Origin of the sequence: Tumebacillus algifaecis (genome assembly GCF_002243515.1) — a bacterium.
Lineage (GTDB): Bacteria > Bacillota > Bacilli > Tumebacillales > Tumebacillaceae > Tumebacillus_A > Tumebacillus_A algifaecis.
The window spans coordinates 341,360-354,848 of sequence record NZ_CP022657.1 but is presented as its reverse complement, the minus strand read 5'-3'; the positions used below and the strand labels follow the sequence as shown (position 1 = coordinate 354,848).

The window sequence follows — 13,489 nt, the reverse complement described above, 5'->3', positions numbered from 1 at the left end:
GAGATTATGTAGCATTTTGTTACAAATTGTAGATAATTTTATGATCACTTTTTCACGAAAATCTGTTGTATTTGTAACTGTGATCTGTATAATAATTTATAGCGCAGACACCATCACCATTATCAGCACTTAAACAATCAAAAATTTCCACCTACTCATCGCAGCAATATTCACAGCAGGGTGAATCTACTTTCTCGGGAGGCACAACACACATGAAAAAACTTATCGGCTTTATCTTCCTGTCCACAGTTGCAGTGGTAACCGTACTGGCAACACCGCAAGGCGACGCACAAGCTTGGTGGACCGACTTTGGTCCGAACGTGACAGGTCCGGAGACCTTGATTGCAGAAGTCCACGTCCTGTCAGTTGCAAGCGAAGTGGTCATCGAAACGGAACCGACCAACACTTGCGATCTCTGGTGGACCGACCACGGCCCGAACCACTAAGTTTTCTGTTATGAAAATAAGCCCTGACCGTAGCGGTCAGGGCTTTTTGCTATACTTGCGTAACTCGGACGGCGGAACGTGCGTGTAGGAGCCGATCACCGTATTCGGGCACTCGCTCTTGAAGATATCGAGCATCGTCTTCATGCCGAGCAGTTCGCCTTTCGCTTTCGGGATCGTGCCGAGGTACAGTTCCGGGTCGATGTTCAGGTTGCGCATCTGGATCAGTTTGACCTCATTCTGGTTGATAAAATCGACCATCGCTTCGATCTCTTCCTCACGGTCGGTGACCCCTGGGAAGATCAGATAGTTGATCGAGGTGTATACCCCATTTGTGGCCGCATATTTCAAAGACCGTCCGACGTCCTCGACACCATACAAGCGCGGACGGTAATAGGCGTTGTAGTGATCATCGAGGGCGGAGATCGTCGAGACGCGCATCAGATCGAGCCCGGCATCGGTGATCTTTTTGATCATATCGACGAGGCCAGCGTTCGTGTTGATGTTGATAAAGCCGCGATCGGTCTGTTCGCGCACGCGGCGGATCGCTTCTGCGATGTCGATGCCGCGCGTGGACGGCTCCCCTTCACAGCCTTGACCGAACGAGATGATCGCATCATCAGACGCCATCAAGTGATGCAGCATCAGTTCGACCATCTCTTCCACCGTCGGCTTGAAGTTCATCCGCACCTGAGGCGACGGGAACGGAGAATCGTCCGGCTGTTCGGAGATGCAACCGACACAGCCCGCATTGCAGGTCGAAGAGACGGGCAGCGCCCCTTCCCAGCGCTCGAGGAAAGTGTTGCGCGAAGTCAGGCAACCGTAGCCGAGCGCACAGTTGCTCAGATGTTGCCAAATTCGATTCTCCGGGTATTGTGCGGTGATCTGTTTGACCTTCTCCTCGACCTGATCATCCGGGAAGATCTCCGGATTCCAGCGGTACGGATCGTCAGAAGCATCGGCGGCCACATAGAAGCCGTCCTCTTTCCAGACCACTGCGGTGTAGCCGAACAGCGGGAACGGTTCCGCATCATCCTGCTTGGCATAGCCTGGCAAGAGCAGGCGTGTGAAACCTTGTGGGAGCAGAGCGCCGACCGCTGTAAAGTCGGCCGGCAGCGAGATCGTCTTGCCCGTCTCCGGATCAAAGCCGAGCGCTTTCGTGCCCGGCAGTGACACCAAGGTCGCCCCGTCTGGCAACGGAATCAACTCTTCTTCATAAATATCGGTCAAGAACTCCCCGTTGCGCCCAAGTGCGAGCAGATCGGGATGGTCGTAGATCTGCCCTTTTTTATCAGCATAAACGAGATGCATGCACAATTCGTCCTCTCTTAACATGTCTTATCCGTCTTATGATAACACAAAAAGGGACGGATTAACGTGCGTCCGTCCCTTTTGCTTCCTCTTTGTTCAACTGCTTGGCTTCCTTGGTCCCTTCGATCGCGGCGAGGAACTCCACGTTCGACTTGGTCTTTTTCAACGTCTTCAGGAAGAGATCGGTAAAATCCGCGTTGTCGCTCATCGATTTGCGCATCGCCCAGATCTTGTCGAGATGTTCTTGGGAGACGAGCAATTCTTCACGGCGCGTGCCCGATTTGCGGATGTCGATCGCCGGGAAGATGCGCTTCTCGGCCAGACGACGATCGAGTTGCAGCTCCATGTTGCCCGTGCCTTTGAACTCCTCATAGATCACATCGTCCATCCGCGAGCCGGTATCGACCAGCGCCGAGGCGAGAATGGTCAGCGAGCCGCCTTCCTCGATGTTGCGCGCCGCGCCGAAAAAGCGCTTCGGGCGATGCAGTGCCGCCGGGTCGATCCCCCCGGACAACGTGCGTCCCGACGGTGGGATGACGAGGTTGTAGGCGCGGGCGAGGCGAGTGATCGAGTCCATCAGGATCACGACGTCTCGGCCATGCTCAACCAAGCGCATCGCGCGCTCCAAGACCAGCTCGGAGACTTTGATGTGGTTCTCCGGCAGTTCATCAAATGTGGAAGCGACCACTTCCGCATTGACGGAGCGCTGCATGTCGGTGACTTCTTCCGGACGCTCATCGATCAGCAAGACGAACAGATCGACTTCCGGATGGTTGGTGGTGATGCTGTTGGCGATCTCTTTGAGCAGCATCGTCTTACCTGCTTTCGGTGGTGCGACGATCAGTCCGCGCTGTCCGAAACCGACCGGAGTAAGCAAGTCGATGATGCGCGTGGAATATTTTTCAGAAGTTGTTTCCATCGTAAACTTGCGTGTCGGAAACAGCGGGGTCAGCGCAGGGAAATGAATGCGCTCGGCAGCCACTTCCGGGGAGACGCCGTTCACCGCTTCGACTTGCAAGAGCCCGAAGTAGCGCTCATTTTCTTTTGGCTTGCGCACTTTGCCCGAGACGCGGTCACCGGTGCGCAGGTCAAATCTGCGGATTTGAGAAGCTGCGACGTAGATGTCTTCCGAAGAGGAGGTGTAGCCGACCGGACGCAGGAACCCGTATCCGTCCTGCATGATGTCCAAAACCCCTTCGGCAAACAACAAGCCTTCCCCTTCTGCCTGCGCGCGCAAAATCGCAAAGATCAACTCGCGCTTTTTGAGCGTGCCGTAATAAGGAATCTCGAACTGTTTGGCTAACTTATACAGTTCGGTAAGCTTCATCAGTTCCATTTCTGCGATAGTATGCAAGGAACGTTCACCTACAATCATCATGATGAATGCAACACATTAAAGCATTATACCATAGTAGCCGTATTCTTCCTACTTTATGCAGGACGCGTCAAACGGCACCGGCGATGCGATCGTGTGTTGCGTTTACACCATGACGAGGTGCGGCTTCTGGTTGAGCTTGTGCCGCGCTTCGATAAAGCGAACGGTGCCCGTGCGGGCGCGCATGACCAGCGAATGGGTGGTCGCGACGTGGTGACCGAGAAAGCGCACGCCTTTGAGCAGCTCGCCTTCGGTGACCCCGGTCGCAGCGAAGATCGCATCGTCGCCGCTGACCAGATCGTCGAGCAGCAGGATGCGGCTGTGGTCGGCGATGCCCATTTTCGCACAGCGTTCGATCTCCGTGTCAGACTCAGGCTTCAGACGGCCTTGCATCTCCCCGCCCATGCACTTGAGCGCGGCTGCGGCCAGCACGCCTTCCGGTGCGCCGCCTGTGCCGAACATGATGTCCACGCCCGTCTCGTCAAAACAGGTATTGATCGCTGCAGCCACATCGCCGTCGGAGATCAATTTGATGCGAGCACCTGCCGAGCGGATCTGCTCGATCAGGTCTTGATGGCGCGGGCGGTCGAGCAGGATCGCGACCACTTCGGAGATGTTTTTGTCAGCAGCTTTCGCGACCGCCGCCAAGTTCTCCTTAACTGTCGCGTCCAGATGTACCAATCCTTTGGCGCGGGGGCCGACCGCAATCTTCTCCATGTACATATCGGGCGCGTGCAGCAAGGTGCCATTCGGTGCGACCGCCACGACGGTCAGACCGTTCCAGAGACCTTTGGCCACGATGTTGGTGCCTTCCAGAGGATCGACGGCAACATCGAGCTGCGGACCTTCGCCCGTGCCGAGCTTCTCGCCGATGTAAAGCATCGGTGCCTCGTCCATCTCACCTTCGCCGATCACGACGGTGCCCTGCATATTCACCGAGTCGAACATCGCGCGCATCGCGGTGGTCGCCGCGTTGTCCGCCTCGTTTTTCTTCCCAGTGCCCATCCAACGTGCCGATGCCAAAGCTGCCACTTCGGTGACGCGCACAATCTCCAGTGCTAATTCGCGTTCCATGTAGAATAATAACCCCTTCCGTGCTGAAAGTTCGGTTATATTATATCACAATGGTTGTATTGTGTTATACTGTTTTTCTTTTGAAGGAACCTTGCTCTTTTTGTCGAAGCTTGTAGCATTCCACAGGGACGGCTAGATGAGCGGCAAGAAAGGAGGGCTCTGCGATGCGGCGAAGGAAGCGGTTTCTCAAGCTGTACTCGGTGATGCTGACACTGTTGGCCACGTTGGCGGTGCTGGCAGTGGTGTTGCGCCCGGCGGACGGATGGACGCCGATTTTGAAACAGCAGTATATGTTATATTTCGGTGCGCAGGTGTTACATTTACATCCGCTGGCTGCACCGACGCCGACCGAGCCATCCTATCAGATCAAGGCACGATTTGATGAGCGGACGGGGAAGATCACAGGTGAGATGAGCGTGACTGTGCCAGAACTGCGGCTGGATGGTCTGCCGCTTTATTTATATGTACCGATGCAGGTGCAGGATGTGAAAGTGAACGATGCGGCGGTTGACGTGAGCGCGACGGCGCAAGAAGTGATCGTGCCCGCCAAGAAAAGCACTTTCCCGCAGACGGTGACGTTGTCATTCGTCACCCAACTGCCAGCCGCTCCTTCGCGCACAGGTTGGTGGAGAGACGTCGCGACGGCGAGCTATTGGTACCCGCTGGTCGGAGTTGAACGCGATGGAGAATGGATGAAGCGTCCGCAGTCGCTGGGGTTTGGCGATCCGTATTTGATGGACTTGGGGAATTATGAGGTCGAATGGCAGAGCGGAGCGGCGCTGAAATGGTATACGTCCGGCCAGTTGGTGAGTGAGCAGAGTTTGGAGGACGGGCAGAAGCTGTTGCGCTATCGGGCGCAGAAGGTGCGCAATTTCGCCTTGGTGGGCGGTGCTGGTTTTCAGGAGACGACCTACCGGACGGAGAAAGGGCTGAGCGTGACGGTGGCATCTGTCGCCGCGGCCAATTTGCCGCGCACCTTGGCCTTGACCCGTTCAGCAGTCGAGACCTATTCGGAAAAAGTCGGCACGAATCCCTTCCCGGTGCTGAGCGTGCTGGAACTGCCGCCAGGAACGATCTATGCGCATGAACTGCCGAACTTGGCGCTATTTTCGGAGGATCTCTGGGGCTACGACGACCCGGAGCACTGGATCGTACATGAGATCGCTCATGCCTGGTTTTATCATGCGGTCGGCAATTATGAGGTGGAGACACCTTGGCTCGATGAAGGGCTTGCCGATTATGCGGCCTTGCTCGACGCAGAGCGGCGCGATGGTGCGGCTGCCTATCAGGCAAAGATCGACGATGCTTGGAAGCGGTTTGCCAATCAATACACCTACTCCCCCTACAAGTACGGGACGCCCAATCGCGTCAAGACGGGCAAGTCGGCGGTGCCTTACGGAACCTATCAGACTTCACAAGCCCATTATTATTACAGCTACCAGCGCCCCGTGCTGATGTATCACGACTTGCGGCAACGGTTGGGCGACGAGCAGTTTTTCAAGTTCTTACAGCAATACTACCTGAAAAATGTTGGTCGAACGGCGACGCGTTCCGATCTAGAACAGGCGCTGACCGACATCGATCCGCAAGCGATCGCCGTGCTCAATCTGTGGCTAGACACAGCGAACGATGAATTGATCGAGCTGGTACAGGATCGTTTTTAGCATCTTGCCTAGGGATGATTTTTCCATTTATGATAAGTTTATTCTTTCATCGGGCAGGAGGTTATCTTTTGAACAGTCAGGCGTTTTTACAAGCATGTGCATCGGGTGATCTGGAGGCGATCAAGTCGATGATCGCATCGGATCGGGAGCTGTTGCAACTGCGTAGCACGAGCGGACAGTCGCCCGTGTTGGCCGCTGTGTATCATGGGAAGCCACAAGTGGCCGCTCTGCTGGTGGAGCAAGGCATCGAACTTGATGTGTTTGAAGCGGCAGCGCTTGGTGAGGAGGCGCGTGTGCGCGAGTTGGTGGCAGGTGCGGTTGAACTGGCCAACGCGTATGGCAACGATGGCTTTACACCGCTCGGACTTGCCGCCTTCTTAGGTCATCTGGCAGTCGTGGAATTCCTGTTGGCGAAGGGAGCGGAAGTCAACGCCGCTTCGAAAAATGATTTTTCGGTCATGCCGCTCCACTCGGCAGTGGCCAACGCTCACCTCGCGATCGCTGAGCGCTTGCTCCAGCATGGCGCAGCTGTTAATGCCAAGCAAGAGAGCGGCTTCACCCCACTGCATGAGGCCGCACTGCAAGGCAATCTGGAGATGATCGAGCTGTTGCTCGCACACGGCGCCGACGTTCATCTGCAAAAAGAGGACGGCGAAACACCGCTGCAGACGGCGCTGAGCAAAAATCAAACACAGGCGGCCGAACGACTGCGGGCGTGAGCAAGCGCTGTACGGCAAAGTTGTCGGCAAAGTTGGACGAGCCACTTCCAGATACGACAAAAGGTCTTCCAAATTCGGAAGACCTTTTGTCATCTTATGCCTGCTCTGATTTCCAAGTCAGATACTTGCTCAGCAATCCGATCGCGACATCGATCGCCTGCTCGCTCGGTTCGAGTTTGGCGTGGTGCAAACCATACGGTGTGTCAGCTCCGAGCCAGAAAAGAAAGCCCGGGATCGCTTCGAGAAAATAGCCAAAGTCTTCGCCTGTCATCGCGGGCGGGCATTCGATCAGATTGACCGCTCCCGTGTCGCGCACCCAGTTCATAAACTCGAGCGTCAACGCTTCATCGTTGAACACTTGGCAGTAATTGGAGCCGTAGTCGATCTGCGCCTCGCACTCGAAGCCCGCTTCGATGCCTGCGACCAGCGCTTCGATGCGGCTTTTTACTTGTTTCATCGAATCGAGCGACATCGTGCGGATCGTGCCTTCCAGACGCGCCGATTCGGCGATGATGTTCTGGCGAGTCCCTCCGGTGATCTTGCCGATCGTCACCACCGCCGAGTCGAGCGGATTGACGTTGCGAGCGACGATGCTTTGCAATTGCGTGGTCAGATGCGCCGCCGCGACCACCATATCATTAGCGGTGTGCGGGAAGGCCGCATGGCCGCCTTTGCCTTTGAGGTCGATGAACAGCTCCGACGTGTTCGCAAACAGGATGCCTGGGCGCAAGGCGATCGTGCCCACCGGATATTCCGGTGCGATGTGCAAAGCGAAGATCATGTCCGGCTTCCAAGCCTGAAACTCGTCGCTTTCAAGCATCGGCTGAGCACCGCCCGGCCCCTCTTCGGCCGGTTGAAACAGGAAGATCAGATCATCTGCCACCTGATGATTGACAAAGTGGGTCAACACCCCAAGCCCGATCGTCATGTGCACATCATGCCCACAGGCATGCATGTAGCCTTCATGCTCCGAACGAAACGCATAGCTCGTCTCCTCGGTGATCGGCAAGCCGTCCATGTCGGCACGATAGCCGATACGGCGCTTAGGATTGGTGCCCTTGACCTTCACCAAGATGCCTGTGCGCCACGTTTTGATATCGAGACGTTCTGCAGGCAGCTTTTGCAGATAGTCGAGCAGGAAAGCCTGTGTTTTGAACTCCTGAAAGCCCGGTTCCGGGATGCGGTGCAAAGCTCTGCGAATCTCGGCGTAGGTGCTCATTACAGTTGGCGCAACTCCTGCATGATTTCCGTTTTCGACTTGGTCTTCGCATCGATGTCTTTGATGATCCGCGCCGGAGCACCTGCCACCACGACGCCTTCCGGTACGTCTTGCGTGACGACTGCGCCCGCTGCGACAACCGATCCTTTGCCGATGCGCACCCCTTCGAGGATGACAGCGTTCGCACCTACCAGCACATCGTCTTCGATGACGACCGGGTTGGCAGACGGCGGCTCAATCACGCCAGCAACCACCGCGCCCGCACCGATGTGGCAGTTCTTGCCGATCGTGCCACGACCACCGACGACCGCGTTCATGTCGATCATCGTGCCTTCCCCGATCACCGCACCGATGTTGATCGAAGCGCCGAACATGATGATCGCGTTGTCACCGATCGTCACTTGGTCGCGAATGATCGCGCCAGGCTCAATGCGCGCCTTGATGTTTTTCATATCGAGCAGCGGAATCGCCGAATTGCGACGGTCGTGCTCCACCACGTAGTCTTCGATTTTGTCCGCATGGGCGGTCAGTACCGGCTCCACGTCTTTCCAGTCGCCAAAGAGCACGCCCACGTTGCCGGTGAAGAACGTCTTGATGCTCGCGCCAAACTCGATCGCGTCGAGCTCACCTTTGATATGTACTTTAACCGGGGTTTTCTTTTCGCTTTTGCCGATATACTCAATAATCTGTTTCGCATCCATCATTTCCAAAATATCCAAACTCCCTTCGATATGAGAAAAAGCACCTATACAGGTGCTCATTTCATCGTTTTGTTCCAGTCGGCCAAGAAGCGCTCGATCCCTTGATCGGTCAGCGGATGCTTGACCAGCGACTCCAACACTTTGAGCGGCAAGGTGCCGATGTGCGCGCCAGACAGCGCCGCCTGATGAACATGCATCGGGTGGCGGATCGACGCTGCGATGATCTCAGTGTCGATGTTGTGGATGTCGAAGATTTCCGCGATGTCGCGGATCAGCCCCATCCCCTCCATCGAGATGTCATCGAGACGGCCGAGGAACGGCGACACGAACGTCGCGCCCGCTCTTGCTGCCAACAGCGCTTGGTTCGCCGAGAAGATCAAAGTGACGTTGGTCTTGATCCCCTGCTTGGAGAACGCGTGTACAGCTTTCAAGCCTTCGAGCGTCATCGGCACTTTGATCACGATGTTTTCATGCAAAGCGGCCAATTTCACGCCTTCTTCGACCATTCCTGCCGCGTCGAGCGAAATCACTTCGGCCGAAATTGGGCCATCGACGATCTCGACGATCTCTTTGAGCATCGCAGTAAAATCGCCACCTTCTTTCGCCACAAGCGACGGGTTGGTGGTAACGCCTGCGATCACGCCAAGCTCGGCGGCGTTTTTGATTTCTGCTACGTTCGCAGTATCAAGGAAAAATTTCACGATCTATTACCTCCTCAAAACAACAGCTTATGCGCGACCGGACGAGCCGAACAGACGCATTTTTTCCTTGACGACCTCTTTGATCGCGTCACGGGCTGGTTTCATATATTTGCGCGGGTCGTAGACATTTGCGTCTTTGCCCAGCACTTCGCGGATGACATGCGTCATCGCCAGTTGGTTCTCGGTGTTGACGTTGATCTTCGAAACGCCAAGCGAGATCGCTTGCCTGATGTCTGCATCCGGGATCCCAGAACCTCCGTGCAACACGAGCGGCGTGCCCGGCAGCAGGTCACGAATCTCTTTCAGACGGTCAAAAGCCAGCTCTGGCGTGCCTTTGTACGGGCCGTGTGCAGAACCGATCGCCGGGGCAAGTGCGTCGATGCCCGACTCTTGCACGAGGCGCAGCGCTTCTGCCGGAACGGCGAGGGTCGCATCGCGCTCATCGACTGTCAGATCGTCTTCAGTGCCGCCGATGCGGCCCAGTTCGCCTTCCACTTCGATGCCGACCGAATGGCAAAGGTCCACGATCTCGCGGGAGAGGCGGATGTTCTCCTCCAGCGGATAGTGCGACGCGTCGATCATGATCGAGGAGAAGCCCGCTTTGATGCACTTCATGACGAGGTCGCGGTTCGGGCCGTGGTCAAGGTGCAGGATGACCGGAACTTTTGACGATTCCATCGCCACACGCGCCATCGCCACGGTGTAATCGAGACCCATGTACTTGATCGCGCCTTCGGACACGCCGAAGATGACCGGGGACTTTTCTTCGTTTGCCGCTTCGATGATCGCTTGGGTGAACTCCAGGTTGTTCATGTTAAACTGACCAACCGCATAGCCGTTCTTATAGCCGTCGAGCAACACTTCTTTAAACGATGCAAATGCCATTATGTACCCTCCGTCCTTGTACTGAATGCAACAGGTCGTTTCCCTTATTCATGATACCAAATTACAGAGGGAGTCCCAACATTTTTCTTGCTTCGTCGGGTGTTGCCACTTCGCGGCCGAGTTCATTCGCCAAGCGGACGACGCGCTCCACAAACTGTGCGTTGCTGTCTGCCAGTACGCCTTTTTTGTAGTAGATGTTATCTTCAAACCCAACTCGGACGTGGCCGCCGAGCAGAATGGCCATCGTGGAAAGCGGCAGTTGGCTGCGTCCCACTCCCGCCACCGACCAGGAAGCACCTTCTGGCAACTGCTTGATCAGGTGCATCAGGTTCTCCGGCGTCCCTGCGATGGCACCGGGCACTCCCATCACAAAGTCAAAATGCAAAGGAGCGGTTGCCAACCCTTTTTTGACCAGTTTCATGGCATTTGTTATCATGCCCACCTCGAAAACTTCAAATTCGGGACGCACACCGTGCTCTTGCATCGCTTGGGCAAACAGCTCGATGTTTTGCGGCGTATTCATGAACACATCGTCGCCAAAATTGACGGTGCCGACCGTCAGCGTCGCCATCTCAGGCTTGAGCGTAACCGGTTGTAGACGTTCCTCCGGGGTCATCCAGACCGCACCGCCTGTGGAGACCTGAACGATCACGTCGCACAGCTCACGAGTCTTTTCGATGATCTGACGGTAGATCTCCTTGTCCTGCGTCGGGCTGCCGTCCGCGTTTCGGGCATGCACATGCACGATCGCCGCCCCCGCCTTCCAGCACTCATAGGCGCTGGCCGCAATCTCATCGGGCGTGATCGGCAGGTTGGGGTTGTGTTCACGCGTGACTTCCGCGCCGGTCAGCGCACAGGTGATAATCAACTTTTCCATGTCTTCAACCTCCCAGACGCTGCTTGTCTTTCGGTGTGACACAAGTGCCGCGCGCATAGCAGACCAGAATCGGTTCGGCCAGCACATCGGCAGCCGATGGGTTCTCTGGGTCAACCTTCGCTTGGATCACCTTATAAGCATGAAATTCCATCTGGCGCGACGTGTTGCCGATCTTGGTGATCTTGCCGTGCGCTTCAATATAATCTCCGGCATATACCGGCGCTTTAAATTCTACACAATCATAGGCGACAAAAAGCCCTTCGTCTCCGTCCAATTGGATGAGCAGCTCGGTCGCCACATCACCAAATAGACCGAGCATCCGCGCTCCGTCCACAAGGTCGCCGCCATAATGCGCATCGTGTGAGCTCATGCGCAGGCGAATCATCGATGTATGTTCCATCATGTCTGTACCCCTTCCTTACGATACCAGTTGCTGATTGACCGCTTCACGCAGTTCATCAATATCAAACGGCTTGGTGAAATGAGTGATCGCGCCAAGCACGGTCGCTTCCTTGATCAGGTCGAGCTCTCCATATGCGGTCATCATGATCACTTTCGTATCCGGCTCAATATTGCGGATATGCCGTAGAATCTCCAAACCGTCCATGCCTGGAATCTTCATATCGAGCAGGACTAGATCTGGCTTTTCATCTTTAACAATCTGCAGGGCGGTTACGCCGTTTGGCGCTTGAAAAATAGAGTATCCTTCTTTATCCAGAACCTCATGCAACAATACGCGTATACCGTATTGGTCATCGACGATCAATACCTTTTGATCTTTGCTGCCCATCGAGTGAGTCCCCTCTCTTCAAATCGTTCAGCTTCTATGACAGTACAGTTTCGCGTCCGGTCCTAAAAACCCTTCTCGCCATTCACTAATAACTGACTTTCTTTTAAATTTCGACTTTATACGACAAGCTTTCGTTAACATCGTGCTGTGGTGAGAGAGTTCCGTGTACAGGATATGAAGAGATACGGGGGGATAGAACAGCAAAGATCAGTTGAGCCGGATGAGTTTCGGCTGCTCTTTTCGGTCATATTCGTCGAGGCGGTGTTGGAGTTCTTCGACTTGTGAAGTGACGGTTTCCAATTGTCTTACCATTCGGTCTTGCAGATCGACCATCCGCTCGATGATCGACATCAGGTTGCGGATCATATGCTCTTGGTCCGACATGGCGCTCACTCCTTCTTGTCCCATTCCTTTCATTATGAAAAAACCCTTGCCAGTTCGCAAGGGTTTTGTGCATGCTATTCGACTTCTTCTACATCGCTCTCGACGATCGAATAGGTGTCGAGGGCGTGGTCCGTGTAGAGAATGCCGTCGAGATGGTCGATCTCATGCTGGAAGATTCGAGCGAAGTAACCCTCCGGCATCAGTTGATACGTCTTTCCGTCGCGCTTTTGATAACTGATGGTCAGCTTCTCAAAGCGCTCGACGTTGCCGCGCAGTCCAGGGATGGACAGGCAGCCTTCGACATCGACGACCGAGCCCGATTTTTCCGTGATCACTGGGTTGATCATCTCGATCAGACCGCCAAATTCGTCACCGTAATCGACGACGATCACACGCTGGGAGATGCCGACCTGTGGCGCGGCGAGGCCGATACCGTTGTATTGGTACATCGTGTCGGCCATGTCGTCGAGCAGTGTGAACAGCTCTTCGTCAAACTGGGTCACGGAAACTGCGGTCGCTCGCAGTACCGGATTGGGATCGAGCACAACATTTCTTACTGCCACAAGCTGTTCCTCCTTTTTACTGGTTGCGGTCCCAGATGAGCCGCAAACCGTCTAGTGTCAAATTGTCGTCCTGAATCTCGATTTCGAATGACTCGGCTGTGATCATACGCGCCAAGCCACCCGTTGCGATCACTTTGAACGGCAGGTTGAATTCCTTTTTGATCCGCGACACGATGCCATCAACCTGTCCCGTAAATCCATAGAGGACACCCGATTGCATCGAGGTCACCGTGTTGCGTCCCACGACGCTCTGCGGACGGGTGATCTCGATGCGCGGCAGTTTCGCCGCATGGCGGAACAGCGCTTCTGTCGAGATGTTGATGCCAGGTGCCACTACGCCACCCATGTAGTCGCCTTGCTCGTTGATCACGCAAAAGGTCGTCGCGGTACCAAAATCGACGATGATCAGCGGGTAGCCGTATTTTTCGATCGCAGCGACGGCGTTGACGATGCGGTCAGCGCCGACTTCACGCGGATTTTCGTACTTGATGTTCAGTCCCGTCTTCACGCCTGGGCCGATGACGATCGGCTTGTGGCCGAAATAGTTGACCGACATGCGCTCCAGCGCAAACATCAGCGGCGGCACGACCGAGGAGATCGCGATGCCGTTGATCTCGCCCACGGAGATGCCTTTGTCGGCGAGCAGGCTTTTGACGAGAATCCCCAATTCATCTTCGGTGCGTTCGCGGATGGTCGCGATGCGCCAATGGTAGAGCAGTTCTTTTCCTTTGTATACGCCGAGCGTAATATTCGTATTCCCTACATCTAAAACGAGTATCATAT

Annotated in this window: 16 protein-coding genes; 3 read left to right on the top strand and 13 right to left on the bottom strand. The window is 55.2% G+C overall.

Annotated features, from left to right (window positions below; genetic code table 11):
* Window positions 1–212: 212 nt before the first annotated feature.
* Complete coding sequence (locus CIG75_RS01780) at window positions 213–446, top strand: hypothetical protein (RefSeq protein ID WP_094235085.1); 234 nt, start codon at window positions 213–215, stop codon at window positions 444–446.
* Between the two features lie 36 nt (window positions 447–482).
* Here CIG75_RS01780 and CIG75_RS01775 read toward each other — a convergent pair whose 3' ends face one another.
* From CIG75_RS01775 to glpX, 3 genes are all read right to left on the bottom strand, one after another.
* Window positions 483–1,754 (bottom strand): radical SAM family protein, encoded by a 1,272-nt coding sequence (locus tag CIG75_RS01775; protein WP_094235084.1) that lies wholly within the window; start codon window positions 1,752–1,754, stop codon window positions 483–485.
* A 61-nt stretch (window positions 1,755–1,815) separates the two neighbouring features.
* A complete protein-coding gene (gene rho, locus CIG75_RS01770; protein ID WP_227874327.1) occupies window positions 1,816–3,132 on the bottom strand; it encodes a transcription termination factor Rho in 1,317 nt (438 codons plus the stop codon).
* 102 nt (window positions 3,133–3,234) lie between these two features.
* Window positions 3,235–4,203, bottom strand: coding sequence for a class II fructose-bisphosphatase (glpX, locus tag CIG75_RS01765; RefSeq protein WP_094235083.1), 969 nt, complete (start codon window positions 4,201–4,203; stop codon window positions 3,235–3,237).
* 164 nt (window positions 4,204–4,367) lie between these two features.
* On the opposite strand from glpX, the gene CIG75_RS01760 reads away from it, so the two are divergent.
* Window positions 4,368–5,867, top strand: a complete 1,500-nt coding sequence (locus CIG75_RS01760; RefSeq protein ID WP_094235082.1) for a M1 family aminopeptidase — start codon at window positions 4,368–4,370, stop codon at window positions 5,865–5,867.
* Between the two features lie 68 nt (window positions 5,868–5,935).
* The gene (locus tag CIG75_RS01755) at window positions 5,936–6,586 is read left to right on the top strand and encodes an ankyrin repeat domain-containing protein (RefSeq protein WP_157729327.1); all 651 of its coding nucleotides are present in this window, start codon (window positions 5,936–5,938) and stop codon (window positions 6,584–6,586) included.
* Between the two features lie 94 nt (window positions 6,587–6,680).
* Here the strand turns inward: CIG75_RS01755 and CIG75_RS01750 are convergent, their stop codons facing one another.
* The 10 genes from CIG75_RS01750 to CIG75_RS01710 all read right to left on the bottom strand — a co-directional run bounded on the left by CIG75_RS01750 (window position 6,681) and on the right by CIG75_RS01710 (window position 13,487).
* Window positions 6,681–7,805, bottom strand: a complete 1,125-nt coding sequence (locus CIG75_RS01750; RefSeq protein WP_094235080.1) for an N-acetyldiaminopimelate deacetylase — start codon at window positions 7,803–7,805, stop codon at window positions 6,681–6,683.
* Window positions 7,805–8,515 (bottom strand): 2,3,4,5-tetrahydropyridine-2,6-dicarboxylate N-acetyltransferase, encoded by a 711-nt coding sequence (dapD, locus tag CIG75_RS01745; RefSeq protein ID WP_094235079.1) that lies wholly within the window; start codon window positions 8,513–8,515, stop codon window positions 7,805–7,807. Before dapD ends, CIG75_RS01750 begins: the two co-directional genes overlap by 1 nt.
* 47 nt (window positions 8,516–8,562) lie before the next feature.
* On the bottom strand, window positions 8,563–9,207 hold the full coding sequence (gene fsa / locus CIG75_RS01740; protein WP_094235078.1) for a fructose-6-phosphate aldolase: 645 nt from the start codon (window positions 9,205–9,207) through the stop codon (window positions 8,563–8,565).
* Window positions 9,208–9,234: 27 nt separating this feature from the next.
* Complete coding sequence (fba, locus tag CIG75_RS01735; RefSeq protein WP_094235077.1) at window positions 9,235–10,092, bottom strand: class II fructose-1,6-bisphosphate aldolase; 858 nt, start codon at window positions 10,090–10,092, stop codon at window positions 9,235–9,237.
* Between the two features lie 61 nt (window positions 10,093–10,153).
* Window positions 10,154–10,969, bottom strand: coding sequence for a 3-keto-5-aminohexanoate cleavage enzyme (kce, locus tag CIG75_RS01730; RefSeq protein WP_094235076.1), 816 nt, complete (start codon window positions 10,967–10,969; stop codon window positions 10,154–10,156).
* Window positions 10,970–10,973: 4 nt separating this feature from the next.
* Entirely contained in the window at window positions 10,974–11,372 is a 399-nt protein-coding gene (gene kal / locus CIG75_RS01725) for a 3-aminobutyryl-CoA ammonia lyase (protein ID WP_227874326.1), read from the bottom strand.
* A gap of 15 nt (window positions 11,373–11,387) precedes the next feature.
* On the bottom strand, window positions 11,388–11,759 hold the full coding sequence (locus CIG75_RS01720; protein WP_094235075.1) for a response regulator: 372 nt from the start codon (window positions 11,757–11,759) through the stop codon (window positions 11,388–11,390).
* A 207-nt stretch (window positions 11,760–11,966) separates the two neighbouring features.
* A complete protein-coding gene (locus CIG75_RS20535) occupies window positions 11,967–12,143 on the bottom strand; it encodes a hypothetical protein (protein WP_157729326.1) in 177 nt (58 codons plus the stop codon).
* Between the two features lie 74 nt (window positions 12,144–12,217).
* A complete protein-coding gene (def, locus tag CIG75_RS01715) occupies window positions 12,218–12,706 on the bottom strand; it encodes a peptide deformylase (RefSeq protein ID WP_094235074.1) in 489 nt (162 codons plus the stop codon).
* A 16-nt stretch (window positions 12,707–12,722) separates the two neighbouring features.
* Window positions 12,723–13,487 (bottom strand): type III pantothenate kinase, encoded by a 765-nt coding sequence (locus CIG75_RS01710; protein WP_094235073.1) that lies wholly within the window; start codon window positions 13,485–13,487, stop codon window positions 12,723–12,725.
* Window positions 13,488–13,489 lie beyond the last annotated feature (2 nt).